Annotated in this window: 14 protein-coding genes; 8 read left to right on the top strand and 6 right to left on the bottom strand. The window is 71.3% G+C overall.

Going from position 1 to position 18,399, the window contains the following annotated elements; translation table 11 throughout:
• Positions 1 to 202 precede the first annotated feature (202 nt).
• From OG974_RS18025 to OG974_RS18010, 4 genes are all read left to right on the top strand, one after another.
• The gene (locus OG974_RS18025) at positions 203 to 1,342 is read left to right on the top strand and encodes a 5-(carboxyamino)imidazole ribonucleotide synthase (RefSeq protein ID WP_327283721.1); all 1,140 of its coding nucleotides are present in this window, start codon (positions 203 to 205) and stop codon (positions 1,340 to 1,342) included.
• The gene (purE, locus tag OG974_RS18020) at positions 1,339 to 1,875 is read left to right on the top strand and encodes a 5-(carboxyamino)imidazole ribonucleotide mutase (protein ID WP_327283720.1); all 537 of its coding nucleotides are present in this window, start codon (positions 1,339 to 1,341) and stop codon (positions 1,873 to 1,875) included. Before OG974_RS18025 ends, purE begins: the two co-directional genes overlap by 4 nt.
• Positions 1,872 to 3,050, top strand: coding sequence for a dipeptidase (locus tag OG974_RS18015; RefSeq protein ID WP_327283719.1), 1,179 nt, complete (start codon positions 1,872 to 1,874; stop codon positions 3,048 to 3,050). The genes purE and OG974_RS18015 overlap by 4 nt, the downstream gene beginning before the upstream one ends.
• A 144-nt stretch (positions 3,051 to 3,194) precedes the next feature.
• Entirely contained in the window at positions 3,195 to 4,316 is a 1,122-nt protein-coding gene (locus OG974_RS18010; RefSeq protein WP_327283718.1) for a dipeptidase, read from the top strand.
• 122 nt (positions 4,317 to 4,438) lie between these two features.
• Here OG974_RS18010 and OG974_RS18005 read toward each other — a convergent pair whose 3' ends face one another.
• Positions 4,439 to 5,782 (bottom strand): UDP-glucose/GDP-mannose dehydrogenase family protein, encoded by a 1,344-nt coding sequence (locus OG974_RS18005; RefSeq protein WP_327283717.1) that lies wholly within the window; start codon positions 5,780 to 5,782, stop codon positions 4,439 to 4,441.
• Between the two features lie 195 nt (positions 5,783 to 5,977).
• On the opposite strand from OG974_RS18005, the gene OG974_RS18000 reads away from it, so the two are divergent.
• Together OG974_RS18000 and OG974_RS17995 are read left to right on the top strand one after the other, a co-directional pair.
• Positions 5,978 to 7,135, top strand: a complete 1,158-nt coding sequence (locus OG974_RS18000; RefSeq protein ID WP_054222331.1) for an acyl-CoA dehydrogenase family protein — start codon at positions 5,978 to 5,980, stop codon at positions 7,133 to 7,135.
• Positions 7,136 to 7,244: 109 nt separating this feature from the next.
• A complete protein-coding gene (locus OG974_RS17995; protein ID WP_329316378.1) occupies positions 7,245 to 8,327 on the top strand; it encodes an NDP-sugar synthase in 1,083 nt (360 codons plus the stop codon).
• 108 nt (positions 8,328 to 8,435) lie between these two features.
• On the opposite strand, the gene OG974_RS17990 is transcribed toward OG974_RS17995, so the two are convergent.
• On the bottom strand, positions 8,436 to 9,806 hold the full coding sequence (locus OG974_RS17990; protein ID WP_329313671.1) for an LCP family protein: 1,371 nt from the start codon (positions 9,804 to 9,806) through the stop codon (positions 8,436 to 8,438).
• A gap of 106 nt (positions 9,807 to 9,912) precedes the next feature.
• On the opposite strand from OG974_RS17990, the gene OG974_RS17985 reads away from it, so the two are divergent.
• Complete coding sequence (locus OG974_RS17985) at positions 9,913 to 10,464, top strand: acyl-CoA thioesterase (protein WP_327283715.1); 552 nt, start codon at positions 9,913 to 9,915, stop codon at positions 10,462 to 10,464.
• Between the two features lie 30 nt (positions 10,465 to 10,494).
• Here the strand turns inward: OG974_RS17985 and OG974_RS17980 are convergent, their stop codons facing one another.
• Positions 10,495 to 11,883, bottom strand: coding sequence for an LCP family protein (locus OG974_RS17980; RefSeq protein ID WP_327285666.1), 1,389 nt, complete (start codon positions 11,881 to 11,883; stop codon positions 10,495 to 10,497).
• A 282-nt stretch (positions 11,884 to 12,165) separates the two neighbouring features.
• Here OG974_RS17980 and OG974_RS17975 point away from each other — a divergent pair, with 282 nt between their 5' ends.
• The gene (locus OG974_RS17975) at positions 12,166 to 13,194 is read left to right on the top strand and encodes a glycosyltransferase family 2 protein (protein ID WP_371643724.1); all 1,029 of its coding nucleotides are present in this window, start codon (positions 12,166 to 12,168) and stop codon (positions 13,192 to 13,194) included.
• A 95-nt stretch (positions 13,195 to 13,289) separates the two neighbouring features.
• On the opposite strand, the gene OG974_RS17970 is transcribed toward OG974_RS17975, so the two are convergent.
• From OG974_RS17970 to OG974_RS17960, 3 genes are all read right to left on the bottom strand, one after another.
• Positions 13,290 to 14,945, bottom strand: coding sequence for an LCP family protein (locus OG974_RS17970; RefSeq protein ID WP_371646846.1), 1,656 nt, complete (start codon positions 14,943 to 14,945; stop codon positions 13,290 to 13,292).
• Positions 14,946 to 15,095: 150 nt separating this feature from the next.
• On the bottom strand, positions 15,096 to 16,841 hold the full coding sequence (locus OG974_RS17965; protein WP_327283712.1) for an LCP family protein: 1,746 nt from the start codon (positions 16,839 to 16,841) through the stop codon (positions 15,096 to 15,098).
• Positions 16,842 to 17,065: 224 nt separating this feature from the next.
• Entirely contained in the window at positions 17,066 to 18,274 is a 1,209-nt protein-coding gene (locus OG974_RS17960) for an LCP family protein (RefSeq protein ID WP_371643723.1), read from the bottom strand.
• Between the last annotated feature and the right edge of the window lie 125 nt (positions 18,275 to 18,399).

Here is an 18,399-nt window from a genome sequence, read left to right as displayed (position 1 = left end):
CGCAGCCCCGCTCGGGGGCGTCCGTGGAGGCGTCTGCCGCCTTCGGTCAACCCACCCATGCTAAGTGTCGTCCCAGGGGCCCGTCTGTGCCTTCTCACACCGTGCGACGCACGGCACACGGTGAGGTCCCGACGGGGCGAGTCGACCAAAACGTGCCAGGGCCACGTCCGGATGGCGGAATACCGGCGGATACTCTGGAGGGGTGACGTTCCCGGTAGTCGGCATGGTCGGCGGCGGACAGCTCGCCCGCATGACCCACGAGGCGGGTATCCCCCTCGGCATCAGATTCAAGCTCCTCAGTGACACCCCACAGGACTCGGCGGCCCAGGTCGTGAGCGATGTCGTCATCGGCGACTATCGCGATCTGGAGACGTTGCGCGCCTTCGCGCGCGGCTGCGATGTGATCACTTTCGACCACGAGCACGTGCCCATCGAGCACCTGCGGGCCCTGGAAGCGGACGGCGTTCCCGTCCGCCCGGGGCCCGACGCGTTGATGCACGCCGCCGACAAGGGGGTGATGCGCGCGAAGCTCGACGCGATCGGCGCCCCGAGTCCCCGCCACCGGATCGTGAGCGATCCGGCGGACGCGGCGGCGTTCGCGGACGAGGTGGGCGGCTTCCCGATCATCCTCAAGACCGTCCGCGGCGGCTACGACGGCAAGGGCGTGTGGTTCGTCCGGATCCCCGAGGACGCGGAGGCCCCGTTCAAGGCGGGCGTCCCGGTCCTGGCGGAGGAGAAGGTCGACTTCGTCCGCGAGCTCGCGGCCAACATCGTCCGCTCCCCGCACGGCCAGGCCGTGGCCTACCCCGTCGTCGAGTCCATCCAGGTAGACGGCGTGTGCGACACGGTGATCGCCCCCGCCCCGGACCTGTCCGAGGAGCTGGCGGGCGAGGCCCAGGCGCTCGCCCTGCGCATCGCCAAGGAGCTCGGCGTGACCGGCCACCTGGCCGTGGAGCTGTTCGAGACCGCCGACGGCCGGATCCTCGTCAACGAGCTGGCGATGCGCCCGCACAACAGCGGCCACTGGACCCAGGACGGCGCGATCACGTCCCAGTTCGCCAACCACGTCCGCGCGGTCCTGGACCTCCCCCTGGGCGACCCGCGCCCCCGGGCCCGCTGGACGGTCATGGCGAACGTGCTCGGCGGGGACTACCCCGACATGTACGCGGCATACCTGCACTGCATGGCCCACGACCCGCAGCTCAAGATCCACATGTACGGCAAGGACGTGAAACACGGCCGCAAGGTCGGCCACGTCAACACCTACGGCGACGACCTGGACGATGTGCTGGAACGCGCACGCCACGCAGCCGGCTACCTCAGGGGAACGATCACCGCATGAGCACCTCCACCGCAGGGCCCGTCATCGGCATCGTCATGGGCTCGGACTCCGACTGGCCCGTCATGGAGGCCGCCGCCCAGGCCCTCGACGAGTTCGAGATCCCCTACGAGGTCGACGTGGTGTCCGCGCACCGGATGCCGCGCGAGATGGTCGCGTACGGGGAGCGGGCCGCCGAGCGCGGTCTCAAGGCGATCATCGCCGGGGCCGGCGGCGCCGCCCACCTTCCCGGCATGCTCGCCTCGGTGACCCCGCTGCCGGTCATCGGCGTCCCGGTGCCGCTGAAGTACCTCGACGGCATGGACTCCCTGCTGTCGATCGTCCAGATGCCCGCAGGGGTTCCCGTCGCCACCGTTTCCGTCGCCGGAGCGCGCAACGCGGGGCTGCTGGCCGTACGGATGCTGGCCGCCCACGACCCCGAGCTGCTCGGCCGCATGAAGGACTTCCAGCAGGAGCTGAACGACCAGGCCACGGAGAAGGGCAAGCGGCTGCGGGCGAAGGTCGCGGGCGCCGAGTCCTTCGGGTTCGGCAAGTGAGCGCCGCGCAGCGCCTCGGCGAGGCGCGGGAGCTGCTCGCCGAGCACCCGGTCGTCGACGGGCACAACGACCTGCCGTGGGCGCTGCGCGAGCAGGTCCGCTACGACTTGGCGCAGCGTGACATCGCGGCCGACCAGAGCGGCCGGCTGCACACCGACATCCCCCGGCTGCGCGCCGGCGGGGTCGGCGCCCAGTTCTGGTCGGTGTACGTCCGCTCCGACTACGCGGGCGACACCGCGGTCAGCGCCACCCTGGAGCAGATCGACGCCGTCGCCCAGCTGATCGACCGTTACCCGGCGGACCTGGTACGGGCGCTGACGGCGCAGGACATGGAGGCGGCCCGCGCCGACGGCCGGATCGCCTCGCTGATGGGCGCCGAGGGCGGCCACTCCATCAACAACTCGCTCGCCACGCTGCGCGCCCTGCACCGGCTGGGCGTGCGGTACATGACGCTCACGCACAACGACACGATCGACTGGGCGGACTCGGCGACCGACGAGCCCCGGCACGGCGGCCTGAGCGACTTCGGCCGCGAGGTCGTGCGCGAGATGAACCGCATCGGCATGCTCGTCGACCTCTCGCACGTCGCCGCGACGACGATGCGGGACGCGCTCGCCGTCTCGGCCGCGCCGGTGATCTTCTCGCACTCGTCCTCGCTGGCGATCTGCGACCACCCGCGCAACATCCCGGACGACGTGCTGGCGCTGCTGCCGGCCAACGGCGGCGTCGCCATGGCCACGTTCGTACCGAAGTTCATCCTCCCGGCGGCGGTCGAGTGGACCCGGGCGGCGGACGAGAACCTGCGCGCACACGGCTTCCACCACCTCGACACCACGCCCGGGGCGATGGCCCTGCACCGGGCCTTCGAGGCCGAGCGCCCGCGCCCGGTGGCCACGGCCGCCACGGTCGCCGACCACCTGGACCACATGCGCGAGGTGGCCGGCGTCGACCACATCGGCATCGGCGGGGACTACGACGGCACGGCCTTCACCCCGGCCGGGCTGGACGACGTGGCGGGCTACCCGAACCTGATCGCGGAGCTGCTCGCGCGCGGCTGGTCGCGCGCCGACCTGGCCAAGCTGACCTGGTCCAACGCGGTACGGGCGCTGCGCGACGCGGAAGCGGTGGCGCGCGAGCTCTCGGCGTCCCGCGGCCCGTCCAACGCGGTGCTGTAGCCGGTGGGGCCTTCCCGGCGGATGCGGTGGGCGGGGTGACCCGCGGGGTAACCCGAACGCCACATCCGCCGGGCGATCGGGCCGTGCGGCGTGTCACGGTGGCAGCACCTCTCCCTGCTGCCGCCGAGACCGGAGCCGAACGCCATGGCCGACCTGCAGGATGAACCGCACGCCGCTTTCCCCGCGCCCACGGCGCCCACCGCCCACACCGCGGGCACCGCGGCCATGATCCCCGTGGGGCCCGGCTCCGCCGGAGCCGAGGACGCGCCCGCCGCGGTGGCGGGCAGCGCCCTGGAACGGGCCGTCGCGCTGTTGTCCGTGCATCCCGTCGCCGACGGGCACAACACCCTGGTCTGGACCCTGCGCCAGAGTCCGTACCACGACATCGACACCCCGGACAGCGGTGTCGACACCGACATCCCGCGGCTGCGCGCCGGCGGGGTCGGCGCCCAGTTCTGGTCGCTGCTGCTGCCGCAGGAGGCCGCGGCCGCGGACCAGGTGGTGTCCGACACCCTCGAACAGATCGACGTGGCGCTGACCCTGATCCACCGCTACCCCGACAGCCTGTCCCTCGCGCTGACGGCGGACGACATGGCCGACGCCCGCAACCGGGGCCGGATCGCCTCGTTCCTGGGTCCCGTTCCCGGCCGTACGCTGACCGACTCGCTGGGTGCGCTGCGCGCGTTCCACGCACTGGGCGTACGGATCCTCGCGCCCGCGGGGGCGCCCTGGGCCCGGGAAGAGCTGACGCCCTTCGGCCACGAGGTGGTCAAGGAGATGAACCGGCTGGCGATGCTCGTGGACCTGACCGGCTGCACGCCGGAGGTGGCCTGCCAGCTCGCCGGGGCCTCCAAGGCGCCGGTCATCGTCTCGCACACCGCGGCGGCGGCACTGAACCAGCATCCGGGGAACCTGACCGATGACGTGCTGCTGGCACTGCGGGCGTCGAACGGCCTGGCGATGGTCACCTTCGACGCGGAGCAGACCGGGGACTCGCTGCACGCCGTGGCCGACCACGTGGAACACGTACGGACCGTGGCGGGTCCGCAGTGCGTCGGCCTCGGCGCCACCTTCGGCACCGAACCGGGCGTTCCCCGTCCGATGGGTCTGACGGACCCCTCGGGCTATCCGCGGCTGATCGCGGAACTGCTGGAGCGCGGCTGGACGGAGACCGACCTGGCTCTGCTGACCTGGGAGAACGCCCAGCGGGTGCTGCGCGACGCGGAATTCACGGCGCGCGCCGCCCAGCACCGCAGACCGGTGTAGCCCGTAGCCGGGAGCCGGGAGCCGGGAGCCGGGAGCCGGGAGCCGGGAGCCGGGAGCCGGGAGCCGGGAGCCGGGAGCCGGGAGCCGGGAGCCGGGAGCCACGGCCCGGGCCGTGGCGCGGCTCAGGCCCGGGGGCGGCCCATCGCCCGGTACGTCCAGCCGGCCGAGCGCCAGCGGTCGGTGTCGAGGGCGTTGCGGCCGTCCAGGATCAGGCGGTCGGTGACGACCGCGCCCAGCTCCACCGGGTCGAGGTCGCGGAACTCGCGCCATTCGGTGAGGTGCAGGACGACCTCCGCGCCGCGGGCCGCCTCCAGAGCGGAGTCCGCGTAGCCGAGCGTCGGGAAGACGCGGCGGGCGTTGTCCATGCCCTTCGGGTCGTAGACGGTGACCTGGCCGCCCTGGAGGTGGATCTGTCCGGCTACGTTCAGCGCGGGGGAGTCGCGGACGTCGTCGGAGTCCGGCTTGAAGGTGGCGCCGAGCACCGCGACCCGCTTGCCGAGGAAGGAGCCGCCGACGGCCTCGCGGGCGAGCTCGACCATGTGCCCGCGCCGGCGCATGTTGATGGAGTCGACCTCGCGCAGGAAGGTCAGCGCCTGGTCCGCGCCCAGCTCGCCGGCGCGCGCCATGAAGGCCCGGATGTCCTTGGGCAGGCAGCCGCCGCCGAAGCCGATCCCGGCGCGCAGGAACTTCGAGCCGATCCGCTCGTCGTGCCCGATGGCCTCGGCCAGCTTGACCACGTCGCCGCCGGCGGCCTCGCAGACCTCCGCCATCGCGTTGATGAAGGAGATCTTCGTGGCGAGGAAGGAGTTGGCGGCGGTCTTGACGAGCTCGGCCGTCGGGAAGTCGGTCACCACCAGCGGGGTGCCCTCCGCCATCGGCGTCGCGTACACCTCGCGCAGCAGCTTCTCGCCGCGGTCGCCCTGGACGCCGATCACGATCCGGTCGGGGTGCAGGGTGTCCTGCACGGCGAAGCCCTCCCGCAGGAACTCCGGGTTCCACGCCAGCTCCACGTCCGCGCCGGCCGGCGACAGCTCCGCCAGCTTCGCGGCGAGGCGTTCGGCGGAGCCCACCGGCACGGTGGACTTGCCGACGACCAGGACCGGCCGGGTCAGGTGCGGAGCCAGCGACTCCATCGCGGAGTCGACGTACGACATGTCGCAGGCGTACTCGCCGTGCTTCTGGGGGGTGTTCACGCAGACGAAGTGGACGTCGCCGAAGGCGCCGACCTCCTCCCAGGACTGCGTGAAGCGCAGCCGCCCGGTGGAGCCGGGCAGGCCCGCGACGTGCGCGGCGAGGAGTTCCTCCAGCCCGGGCTCGTACATCGGGACCCGGCCCGCGGCCAGCATCTCGATCTTCTCCGGGACCACGTCCAGCCCGAGCACCTCGAAGCCCAGCTCCGCCATTGCCGCGGCGTGCGTGGCGCCGAGGTAGCCGGTGCCGATCACAGTGATCCTGAGGGGGGCCATTGGGTGCTCCAGAGGTGCGGGGCCGTTTGCGGCCACTGAGCATAGTCGGGCCGGTCCGGGGGGACGTTCCCCAGGAGACACGGCTGTCACGCAGCTCACGTACTGCGTACATATCGCTGCTGGGCGGCCGAGCACTAAGATTTGGGTTACTTAACGGTAGTTAGCATCACGCAGCACACTTGGGGAGTGAGAGTCTTGGCGGGTTCTGCCGACTTCGACCTGTACCGCCCGGCCGAGGAGCACGACATGCTCCGAGAGTCCGTCCGCTCGCTCGCCGAGGCGAAGATCCTGCCGTTCGCCGCCGCGGTCGACGAGGAGGCCCGCTTCCCGCAGGAGGCCCACGACGCGCTCGTCGCCAACGACCTGCACGCCGTCCACGTCCCCGAGACCTACGGCGGCGCCGGCGCCGACGCCCTCGCCACCGTGATCGTGATCGAGGAGGTGGCCCGCGTCTGCGCCTCCTCCTCCCTGATCCCGGCCGTGAACAAGCTCGGCTCGCTCCCGGTGATCCTCTCCGGCTCCGAGGACCTCAAGAAGAAGTACCTCGGCCCGCTGGCCAAGGGCGACGGCATGTTCTCGTACTGCCTCTCCGAGCCCGACGCGGGCTCGGACGCCGCCGGCATGAAGACCCGCGCCGTGCGCGACGGGGACTTCTGGGTCCTCAACGGCGTCAAGCGCTGGATCACCAACGCGGGCGTCTCCGAGTACTACACGGTCATGGCCGTCACCGACCCGGAGAAGCGCTCGAAGGGCATCAGCGCCTTCGTCGTCGAGAAGGGCGACGAGGGCGTCTCCTTCGGCGCCCCGGAGAAGAAGCTCGGCATCAAGGGCTCGCCGACCCGCGAGGTCTACCTCGACAACGTGCGGATCCCCGCGGACCGCATGATCGGCGCCGAGGGCACCGGCTTCGCCACCGCGATGAAGACCCTCGACCACACCCGCATCACCATCGCCGCCCAGGCGCTCGGCATCGCGCAGGGCGCCCTGGACTACGCCAAGGGCTACGTCCAGGAGCGCAAGCAGTTCGGCAAGCCGATCGGCGACTTCCAGGGCGTGCAGTTCATGCTCGCGGACATGGCCATGAAGGTCTCGGCCGCCCGCGCGCTGACCTACCAGGCCGCCGCCGCCTCCGAGCGCGGTGACGCCGACCTGACGTACCTCGGCGCCGCGGCCAAGTGCTTCGCATCCGACATCGCCATGGAGGTCACCACGGACGCCGTCCAGCTGCTCGGCGGCTACGGCTACACCCGTGACTACCCCGTCGAGCGCATGATGCGCGACGCGAAGATCACCCAGATCTACGAGGGCACCAACCAGGTCCAGCGCATCGTCATGGCGCGCAACCTGCCGTAGCGGTCCCGTCGGCCGGAGGCGGCAGCACTATCGAGCCGCCTCCGGCCTGTGCCGCCTCCCGGATGGGCTAACTTTGGACTTCGGACTCCCGAACCGGGTGGGGGAAACAATTTTGGAAGCCATCCTGCTGGTCGGGGGGCAGGGGACGCGACTGCGCCCCGTCACGGTCAACACCCCCAAGCCGATGGTGCGCGCGGCCGGTGTTCCGTTCCTCGCCCACCAGATAGCCAGGGCTGCTGCCGCCGGTGTCACGCACATCGTGATGGCCACCTGCTACCTCGCCGAGGTCTTCGAGCCGTACTTCGGCGACGGCTCCGCCTTCGGCGTCTCCCTTGAGTACGTCGTAGAGGACGAACCGCTCGGCACCGGCGGAGCCATCCGCAACGCCGCCCGGCGGCTGACCGGCGGACCGGACTCCTCCGTCCTCGTCTTCAACGGCGACATCCTCACGGGCCTGGACATCGCCGGCCTCGTCGACTCCCACCAGGCGGCCGCAGCCGACGTCTCCCTGCACCTGGTGCGGGTGGACGACCCGCGCGCCTTCGGCCTGGTCCCCACCGACTCCGAGGGGCGGGTGCTGGCCTTCACCGAGAAGCCGCAGACCCCCGAAGAGATCATCACCGACCAGATCAACGCCGGCTGCTACGTCTTCCGCCGCAGCGTGATCGACTCGATCCCGGCCGGGCGCCCCGTCTCCGTCGAACGCGAGACCTTCCCCGGCCTGCTCGCCTCCGGGGCCAAGCTCCACGGCGTCACCGAGAACACGTACTGGCTGGACCTCGGCAAGCCCGAATCCTTCGTCCAGGCCTCCGCCGACCTCGTCCGCGGAGTCGTGTCCTCCCCGGCCGTCCCGGGCCCGCGCGGCGAGTCCCTGGTGCTCCCGGGCGCCGAGGTGGCGGCCGGAGCCAAGCTCTCCGGAGGCACCGTCGTGGGCGCCGGAGCCCGGATCGGTGCGGGCGCGGTCATCGACGGCTCCATCGTGCTCGACGACGCGGTCATCGGCCCGGACACCCAGGTGCGCGCCAGCCTGATCGGCGTCGGCGCCTCGGTGGGCAGCCGGACCGTGCTCGACGGCGCGGTCCTCGGTGACGGCTCCGTCGTCGGCCCAGACAACGAACTGCGCGCCGGCGCGCGGGTGTGGTGCGGGGCCGAACTGCCCTCCGCCGCGGTCCGCTTCTCCTCCGACCGCTGACACCGTACGAGGATGCCGCCGGCCACGGGGCCGGCGGCATCCTCGTACTACGTACTACGTACTACGTACTACGTACTACGGGCTACGAGCTCCGGGCTCCGGGCCGGATCACCGGTTGCCGGTGACGGTGACCTTCTCGTCGTTCTGGATCTGCTTCACGAGCTGCTGCACCTTCGGCTTGTCCCAGAGCAGGTTGCCGCCGCGCTCACCCGAGATCGGGATGTTCATCGACACGCCCTCGCCGCCGCTGATGCCCTTCATGGCGAAGAACATGTCGCCCATGTCCCACAGGGACATGTCCTTGTCCACGATCAGCGTGTCCAGGCCCGCGCCCAGCACCGGGTACAGCTTGAACGGGTTGAGGATCGTGCCCGGCGTGGCCGCCTGGTTGGCCAGCGTCGCCAGGAACTTCTGCTGGTTCTTCGTGCGCGCCAGGTCCGACTCGGCGAACGCGTACCGGGTCCGGACGAAGGCCAGCGCCTGACTTCCGTTGAGCGTCTGCTCGCCGGCCTTGAAGTCGGCGCCCGACTTCTCGTCCTTGAAGCCCTTCTCGATGTTCATGTCGACACCGCCGAGGGCGTCCACGATGTTCGCGAAGCCGGCGAAGCCGATCTCCGCGTAGTGGTCGATGCGCAGGCCCGTGTTGTACTCCACGGTGCGCACCAGCAGTTCGGGGCCGTCGTCCGCGTAGGTCGCGTTCAGCTTGGTGTGCTTGCCCGTGGCGGCGAACTTCTTCCCGGTCTCGGAGCCGACGAAGGACGGGACCTCCACGTCCGAGTCGCGCGGCAGCGAGATCATCGTGTTCCCGCTGGAGCAGGCCGCCAAGATCATCATCGAGTCGGTGCGCTTGCCCTCGGCCGAGCCCGTGTGGAGCTTCTTCTTCTCCTCGTCGGACATGCCCTCGCGGCTGTCGGAGCCCACGATCAGGTACGTCGTGCAGTCGCCCTCCTTGGGGCGCTCGATGACCTTGGCGAGGTCGACCTCGCGGCGCACCTTGGAGTCGGCCCAGAAGTACGTGCCGATGGTCGTCGCCAGCAGCGCCGTGACGAGCACGATGGAGCCGATCTTGATCCGCTTGCGCCAGTCCGGAGCCGGTCCGGCCGGGCGGCCCGGCCGCGCCGACGGCGGCTGCCCCGGCCCGCCGGGACCCCCCGGGCCCCCGGGGTCGCCGGGGCCACCCGGACCGGCCGGGCTGCTCTGGGGCCGTCCGTAGACCTGGCCGGTGTTGTAGCCGCTGTCGTACCCGCCGTACGTGTCGTGGCTCGGGGCCTGCTGCGGCGGTACCCCGTGCACGGGCGGCTGCCCGGGCCGGGCCGGCGGCTGCGCCGGTCGCTGCGGTTGCTGCTGCGGCGGCACCGGCCGCTGCTGCCGGCGCTGGACGTGCGGCATCCGCCGGGCACCCTCCGGCTGCGCCCGTGCGCTGCCGCGTCCGTACAGGTCGTCGCCGTTGTCGTTGCGCCCTTCGGGCCACTCACTCATGCCGCCTAGGATGCCTGGCCGGATACGGTGCCCGACAGTCCGGGCGTCGCTTCGTTCCGGTGCTGTTGCACACCTGATGCCTGTGTGTCGGCTTTAAGGTGGCCGTATGACAGAGATACCGGACGCTACCGCCGGCGACCTGCGGGGAAAGCCGATCTCGGCCTCGCGGACCACCCTCAGCCACATCATGACGGCCAATGACACCAACCTCCTCGGCACGGTGCACGGCGGCGTGATCATGAAGTTGGTCGACGACGCGGCCGGCGCCGTCGCCGGGCGGCACTCGGGCGGCCCCGCGGTCACCGCGTCCATGGACGAGATGGCCTTCCTCGCACCGGTCCGCGTGGGCGACCTGGTCCACGTCAAGGCCCAGTGCAACTGGACCGGCCGCTCCTCCATGGAGATCGGCGTACGGGTCCTGGCCGAGCGGTGGAACGAGTCGACCCCCGCCACCCAGGTCGGCAGCGCCTACCTCGTCTTCACCGCCGTCGACGCCGAAGGTAAGCCCCGCACGGTCCCGCCGGTGCTCCCCGAGACCGACCAGGACCGGCGCCGCAACCAGGAGGCCCAGATCCGCCGTACCCACCGGCTCGCCCGGCGCCGGGCGATCATGGCGCTGCGCGAGGAGCGCGCGGCCCAGGGGTTCGACGACGACTGACCGCGGCCCCGGCAGGTCGCGGCGCGCAGGTCACCCGGCGCAGATCACCTGGTCGCCGGTGACCACCCCGAACTGGCCCTGTTGCGGGTCCTCGGGCCGGACCGGCACCACCTTGCGGTAGTCCGCGCCGGCGATCACGAGCACGGTCCGCCCCTGGCCCGGTACCGCCCGCAGTTCGCTGCCGGGCAGCGCGGTCGACACCGTACGGGCGGAGCGGTCCCAGCGCGGGTCGTACGCGATCACCGTGCGCTTGACGTCGCGGCTCGCGCCGTTGCCCGGGGCCCGGGTGGTGTCGAAACCGGTGGCGCGCAGCGCCGAGTCCACCCGCCCGCCGAGCCCGTCGATCCGGGTGCCGTTCTCCACCCGCACCCGGATCCGCTGCGGCGGTACGTCCACCGGGACCGCGGGCTGCCGCTGCGGCCGGCGCGCGGGCTGCCCCGGCGCGGCGGGGGCCAGCGGCCGGTCCTGGCGCAGCGCCTCGAAGAGCTGCTCGGCCTTCGGCCCGTCCCACTTCACCGTCGAGCCGATGCCCTTGACGGGGTACGAGGTGTCCCCGATCGGCACCGAGGCGAACTCGGAGGAGGACGGGGTGAAATCGCGCAGGGCCTGGCCCAGGGCCAGCATCTGCTCCGAGCCGAAGCCCCGGTCGGCCCGGACCGAGCCCAGCAGCGTGGAACTGACCTCCTTGAACTTGACGGGGTTCAGCAGCACCCCGCCGCCGGTCGCCTGCTTGATCAGGGCCGCGACGAACCGCTGCTGGCGCTGCATCCGACCGAGGTCCGCGGCCCCGTCGACATGGCGCGAGCGCACGTACTGGAGGGCCTGGCCGCCGCTGAGCCGGTGGGTGCCCGGCAGCAGGTCCAGGCCGGTGTTGCGGTCGTGCAGGGCCTTGGCGGTGCAGATCTCCACGCCGCCCATCGCGTCGACCGTCTTCATGAAGCTGGTGAAGTCGACCTCCAGGTAGTGGTCGATCTTCACCCGGGTCATGTTCTCGACGGTCCGCACGGTCAACTGTGGTCCGCCTTCCGCGTACGCCGCGTTCAGCTTCACGGGGTGCGGCCCGTGCTGGTTGCCGCTGGACTCGTCGCGGTGCGCGGGCAGCTCGGCGTAGCTGTCGCGGGGCAGGCTGACCACGCTGGCCCGTTCCCGGTCGGCGGAGAGGTGGACGAGCATGACGGTGTCGGTGCAGTGGCAGGGGGCGCCGCCGAGGCGGTAGTCCCGCTTGTCCTCGGAGGTGATCTTGTCGCGGCCGTCGGTGCCGACCAGAAGGAAGTTCAGCCCGTGCCCCGCCTGCGGCCGGTTCTTCATGTCCCTGAAGGGGTCCACGCGCTCGATCCCGGTGTCCAGGCCGGTCATCACCGCGTGACCGATCGCCCCGGAGCCCAGCACCGCCACCGCCAGCCCGGCCGCCAGCCGCACCCCCCACTGGGGTCGGTCCCCCCGGCGCCGGGCCGGACCACCGCCCCGCCGCGCGCGCTGCGGCTGCGGGGGCCGGGCGGGTCGGGTGGGACGGTGCGGCTGGGGCACGGGGGACACCTCCGCGGGGGCAGTGGGGCCGACAGGAACGAACCAGACACATCAGGCAGATCGTCAGAACAGTAGGCCCATACGATCAGCCTCTGTCCCTATCGATCATGCGGCGCGCACCCGTTTCCCTCGTACGCGGTAACGTGACACCGATACCCGACCTTGAAGGACCACATGCCCGCCCAGCAGCCCGCAGTCTCGGTGATCATGCCGGTGCTCAACGAGGAGCGCCATCTGCGTGACTCCGTCCGTCACATCCTCGGACAGGAGTACGCCGGTGAGATGGAGGTGGTGATCGCGCTGGGGCCGTCCATGGACCGCACCGACGAGATCGCCGCCGAGCTCGTACGCGAGGACCCCCGCGTCGTCACCGTTCCGAACCCCTCCGGCCGCACCCCGGCCGCACTCAACGCCGCCATCAAGGCCTCGCGTCACCCGATCGTGGTACGCGTCGACGGCCACGGCATGCTCTCGCCGAACTACATCGCCACCGCGGTCCGCCTCCTGGAGGAGACCGGTGCGCAGAACGTCGGCGGCATCATGCACGCCGAGGGCGAGAACGCCTGGGAGGACGCCGTCGCGGCGGCCATGACCTCCCGGCTCGGCGTCGGCAACGCGGCCTTCCACACCGGAGGCAAGGCCGGCCCGGCCGACACGGTCTACTTGGGTGTCTTCCGCCGCGAGGCGCTTGAGCAGGCGGGCGGATACAACGAGGAGTTCATCCGCGCCCAGGACTGGGAGCTGAACTTCCGCATCCGCGAGGCCGGCGGGCTCATCTGGTTCTCGCCCGAGCTGAAGGTCCAGTACCGTCCGCGGCCCTCCGTACGGGCGCTCGCCAAGCAGTACAAGGACTACGGCCGCTGGCGGCACGTGGTGGCCCGCTACCACTCGGGCTCGATCAACCTGCGCTACCTCGCCTCGCCGACCGCCCTGTGCGCGATCGCGGCGGGCGTGGTGGTCGGTTCGGTCGTCAGCCCTTGGGGCTTCGTGGTCCCGGCCGGCTACCTCGCGGCGATCACCGTCGGCTCGGTCCCGGCCGGCAAGGGCCTGTCCCTCAAGGCGCGGGCGCAGATCCCGGTGGCCATGGCCACCATGCACATGTCCTGGGGCTTCGGCTTCCTGACCAGCCCGCGCTCGCTCGCGGCCAAGGTCATCGCGAGCCGCCGCCCGGCGGTGCGCCGCGACCTCGCCAGCGAGGTCTGAGCGGGCGACCTGCACGCGAAGGGGCCCGTGGCGCTGTCGGTCCGACAGCGCCACGGGCCCCTTCGCGTGCTTCGCGCGGAGGTCGTGCACGGGTCCTACCAGGTGAAGCCCGGCTGGATCGCCATGCACTCCTTGTCGTCGTCGCCGTTGAGCGGGCGGGCCGAGTCGGGGGCCTTGGTCGGGGCCGGCGGCGGCGGGGTCGGCGCGTTGCCGGTCCGCCAGTCCTTGCCGACGAACAGGACGATCCCGGTGACGTCGTCGGTCTTCTCCACGGAGCTCGCCGGCAGGCCGAGCGCGGTGGCCACGGCCGTCGCGTCACCCGCCTGGTCCGAGCTGGAGAAGCGGACCACGGTGGTGTCCTCGCCCGCGGTCTGCGTGGTGGCCGAGGCCTTGGTGAAGCCCTTGCCGGTCAAGATGGCGGCCACCTCGTCGGCCCGGCCCTTGACCCGGGTCTGGGCGCCGTCCTTGCCGCCGGTCGCGTTGCGCACGGTGACCGGGATCTTCGCCGGGGGAGCGGCCGGGTCGGCGGCCGGCTGGGACGGGGCGGGGGTGCCGGAGGCGGCCGGCCCCGAGGGGGTGGCGGCCGGGTTGCCGGACCCCTTGCCGTCGAGCGCGATGTCCTCGCGGACCATCCGGAACACGTCCTCGGCCTCGCCCGGCTTGGGCTCGACCCGGCCCTCCTCGCGGGTGCTGTACACCCACGGCATGGTGGTCATCGTGATCCGCCCGGTGGGGACCTTCTTGAGCTCCACGCTGAGGTCGTACAGCTTGTCGATCTTGTCCAGGCCGGGGTCGACGACCATGGCCTTGATGGCCGCCTGCGCCAGGCTGTTGAGCTTCACGGGGTTGCTCAGCTTGGCGTTCTTGCGGAACTCGCGGGCCATCGAGTTCATGTACATGTGCTGGGCGTGGGTGCGGCCGAGGTCGGTGCCGTCCTCGAAGCCGTAGCGCGTGCGCAGCCACTGCAGGGCCTGCTCGCCCTGGATGACGTTCTCGCCCTTGGGCAGCTTCAGGCCGGAGCCCTTGCCCTCCTTGGTGCGCGACTCCACGTTCTGCTGGACGCAGACCGGGACGCCGCCGATGGCGTCCGCCATCGTCACCACGCCCTTGAAGTCGATCATCATGAAGTGGTCGATCGGGATGTGCGTGAGCTCCTGCCAGGCGGCGACCGTGCAGCCCGGTCCGCCCCGGCTCAGGGACTCGTTGGTCTGTACGAGGCCCTTGCTGGCCTGGTGGACCTTGCCGCCGGGCTCGGTGCACTTCGGCATCATCAGCATCGTGTCGCGCGGCATCGACACGACCGACATGTTGCTGCGGTCCGCCGACAGGTGCAGCAGCATCTGCACGTCCGCGAGGGGCGGCCCGCCGAAGGTGTCCTTGGCCCCGCCGAGGGCCTGGTTGGCCGCGTCGTCACGGGCGTCGGAGCCGATGAGGAGGATGTTCAGCGGGGTCTGGCCGAAGGCGTTGGGCTTGGAACCGCCCAGCTTGTTCTCGCCGAGGTTCAGCACGTCCGTCTTGATGCTGCCGTTGAGGTGGCGGTAGTAGAGGTAGCCGCCCGCCGCCGTCGCGAGTATGAGGAACGACAGGACGGAGGACACCCAACGCAGCACCCGCCGCCGACCGCTCCGCTTCGAGCCGCCGTCGCCACCGCTGCCGGACCCGTTCCGTGGTGGAGGGACCGCGCCGGACGCGCCGGATCCGCCGCCGGATATGTCACCGCCGGGCTGGGTGGGCGCCCCCTCCCCCCGCACGCTGCTGTGCCTCACACGTCCCCCTCAAGATCACTTGGTGTCGTGGTGCGCCGGTCTCACCGGCACGAGCCGGCCGTCGGCCGCACCGCCCCGGCCCACCGGGCCGTCCGGCCTGCTCGCACTGCTCGGTCCTGCTCCGTCATACCGGGCCTACTTGGCGCAGACCGCCTTGTCGGCCTCGACCCGCTGAAGGTCATCCGGCGCCTTCTGCGGCGCCGTCAGCGAGATCCCCGCCCCCTTGAAGTCGGCGCCGAGCGTCAGCTTCATCGGGGTCTTGGGCGCGGCGTCCGCCGAGCCCATCTTCAGTGCCGTGGCCGGCAGCCCCATCATGTCGGCCAGCGCCCGGGCCTGGTCGGCCTGGTTGGGCGCGTACTCCAGCTGGGTCGTGTCGACCTTGGCGGGCGCGTTGCCCCGGTTGCTGGCCTTGTTCACGCCCTTGCTGTTCTGCAGCCAGGTCAGGGTGGTGGACGCGGAGCCGCCGGGGCCGCCGCCGTTGTAGACGTCCACCCGTACGTCGCCGGCCGGCGCGCGGTTGCCCTGGAGCAGGGCGTCCGCCTTGCTCTTGGCGTCCGCGTCCGCCGCGTCCTTCGCCGCCTGCTCCTTCTTCTCGACCTCCGTCAGGGAGACGTCCCCCTGGATCATCTTCAGCAGCGGATCGGCCGACCCGTGCTCGATGACGACGGTCGCCTTCTGGCCCTCGGGCTCGGCCGGGTTGTCGAGCACCGGGAGCGTGGTGAAGGTGATGTTCTTCAGGTTCATGTCCTTCAACTCACCGGCCAGATTGGTGAGTTTGTCGATGGAGCCTATGCCCGAGTCCACGTTCAGCGACTTGGTGGCCGCCTCCGCGAGGGAGAAGAACTTCTTCGGACTGGTCAGTGTCTCCTTCGACTTCATCTCGCGCATCATCGAACCCAGGAACTGCTGCTGGGTCTTGATCCGGTCGAGGTCGCCGTGGTTGCCGAACGAGTGCCGGGTCCGTACGAAGGCCAGGGCCTGCTCGCCCTGCAGCCGGTGCTCGCCGGCGTCCAGCTTCAGCTTGGAGTCCTTGTCGTCCACGGGCTTCGCGAGGCAGACCGGGACGCCGCCGACCGCCGTGCTCAGCACCTTCACCGCGTTGAAGTCGACCATCATGAAGTGGTCGACCGTGATCCCGGTGAGCTCCTTGACCGTGCGCATCGTGCAGCCCGGGTCGCGGCCCTCCTGGCCGAGGCTGATGTTGAACCGGGTCCCCTTCTCGCCGGGGATGGTCTTCGTCGAACCGTCGGGCTGCTTCGTCGGGCAGGCCGGGATGTTGGTGATCAGGTCGCGCGGGATGGACAGCGCGGTCGCGTTGCTGCGGTCCTTGGAGACGTGGAAGAGGATCGTGGTGTCGGCGTGGCCGACGCTCTCCGCGTCCCCGTAGCCCTCGTTGCCCGCGCCGCTGCGCTTGTCGGTGCCGATGACCAGGATGTTGATGGGCTGGTCCTTCTTGAACCCGCCCGTGCCCGCGTCGCCGACGTCGGTGACCTTGAGGTTGCTGTTCAGGTGGTCGTAGTAGAGGTACGCGCCCACCGAGCCGCCGACCAGCAGGAAGGCGAGGGTGCCGCCGGTGATGACCAGGGCCTTCTTGCGCCGGCCGCCGCCTCCGCCGCCCTTGCGTGGACGCCCGCCGCGCCGCCCGGGCGGACCCTCGCCGCGCCGCGGCCCGGGGACCGCTGGTGACGGGGCCTTGGGGGACGCGGGGGCGCCGGGGGCTCCGCGGCGGGCCGAGGACGGTCTGCGGGGTGCGGCGACGGAGGGCTGCTGCTGCGCAGCGGAACGGTCCAGTCGCAGTTCGTAGTTGCCGGTGCGGGGATTGAGCACCCACTGGTCTGCGGGGTCGATCTCGTCTGCCCGCCCACGGCTTTGCGCATCCACGGTTGCTCGAATCCTCCGTCGGTGCCTCGCGACGCGCCTCCCCCAAGACGCCCGGTCAACGATCCGGCTGCTGGTGCACGGCCTCTTTTCTGGCCGGGGCACCGGATCGCTCACCTTATCCGCCCTGGTCAGCTGCAAACCATGGTGGTGACAAATTCCACTCCCCTTATAACAGGGCAAACCGCCCAAGCCCTTCAGTTCGGGCACCGCCTTTTGGGATTGCTTTACCGGCAATCGGCCGTGTCCGCCGTGGTCCCCGTGAAGGTGGGGACGGGCGTCGAGGTGGATCCGGTTCCCTGCGGGGCCGTGGAGGCGCCGCCCTCGGCCGCGCGGGCCGTCCGCGGGGCCTGTTCGGTTTCGGCCGTCGGCGGGGCCACCGCCACGAGACGGTCCGTCCGCAGCTGCTCGAACAGTTGGGCTGCGTCCGGCTGCACGAGTTCGTCCCGGTTCGGGTCGGCGGCGTACGGGCGACGCGGCACCGTGAGGAACTTGACCTGATCGGTCGGTATGTCCCGGATGCCCCTGACCAGTTCGTACAGGTCGCGCAGCGAGGCCAGCCCCGGGTCCGTGGTCACCGACGAAGTGGCCGCGTCCAGCAGCGGGTACAGCCGGGCCGGGTTCAGCAGCACCCCGTTGCTCTGCACCTTCCTGACCAGCGAACCCAGGAACTGCTGCTGGCGCTCCATCCGTTCGGTGTCGCTCCCGTTGCCCAGGCTGTAGCGGGCCCGGACGAAGCCGAGGGCCTGCTCCCCGTGCAGGGTCTGCCGGCCGGCCGGCAGCTTCAGCTTCGCCTCGGGGTCCTTCATCGGCTGCTTGAGGCAGATCTCCACCCCGCCGACCGCGTCGACCATCTTCTTGAACCCGCCGAAATCCACCACCATGTGGTGATCGATCCGAATTCCGGTGAACTTCTCCACCGTACGGATCGTGCAGGCGGCCCCGCCCCACTGGTACGCCCAATTGAACTGAGCGAGCCGCTCCGCGGTCCGCCGCCCGTCCTCCGTCAGGCAGGCCGGTATCAGCGTCATCAGATCCCGGGGTATCGACACCGCGGTCGCGCTCCTGCGGTCCGCGGGCAGGTGCAGCAGGATCGCGGTGTCCGAGCGCTCGGTGCCCCGGTCCTGCCCGTACCGGGCGTTCTCCTTGCCGGAGCGCGAGTCCGAGCCGATCAGCAGGATGTTCTGCGAACCGCCCACGGAGTGCGTGGGGCGCTCCCGCTCGTAGCGCTCCAGCTCGGCTGCCGCGGAGGTGTCCTCCGTGATGTTCCCGTCGAGTTTGCGGTAGAGCCACCAGCCGACGGCCGCCCCGCACAGGACGAGCAGGGCCAGGCCGAGCGCGATCCAGCGCAGCAGGCGGCGCCGGCGGCTGCGCGGAGGATCCGGGGAACCTCCGGCCGCGTCGGTGCCGCCCGGTATGCCTGCACTGTCCCTCACTCGCGCTCCGTCCCCTCACCGCATCGGAGCTGCGTCCGCTGCGTCGGTGACCCTGCGGGCCGTACGGGTGGAAGCACGACCTCTGTCGATCGTGCCCCGGACCCGGCGGGGTGGCATGGGGGCAG

The organism is Streptomyces sp. NBC_00597, from assembly GCF_041431095.1.
Taxonomy (GTDB): domain Bacteria; phylum Actinomycetota; class Actinomycetes; order Streptomycetales; family Streptomycetaceae; genus Streptomyces.
This window is presented reverse-complemented; position numbering and strand designations above follow the sequence as displayed.

What these genes read in the sequence shown, in the direction of transcription:
- purE (WP_327283720.1), top strand. Translation starts at nt 1,339, where the DNA reads ATGAGCACCTCCACCGCAGGGCCCGTCATCGGCATCGTCATGGGCTCG.
- OG974_RS18010 (WP_327283718.1), top strand. Translation starts at nt 3,195, where the DNA reads ATGGCCGACCTGCAGGATGAACCGCACGCCGCTTTCCCCGCGCCCACG.
- OG974_RS18005 (WP_327283717.1), bottom strand. Translation starts at nt 5,782, where the DNA reads ATGGCCCCCCTCAGGATCACTGTGATCGGCACCGGCTACCTCGGCGCC.
- OG974_RS17990 (WP_329313671.1), bottom strand. Translation starts at nt 9,806, where the DNA reads ATGAGTGAGTGGCCCGAAGGGCGCAACGACAACGGCGACGACCTGTAC.
- OG974_RS17985 (WP_327283715.1), top strand. Translation starts at nt 9,913, where the DNA reads ATGACAGAGATACCGGACGCTACCGCCGGCGACCTGCGGGGAAAGCCG.
- OG974_RS17975 (WP_371643724.1), top strand. Translation starts at nt 12,166, where the DNA reads ATGCCCGCCCAGCAGCCCGCAGTCTCGGTGATCATGCCGGTGCTCAAC.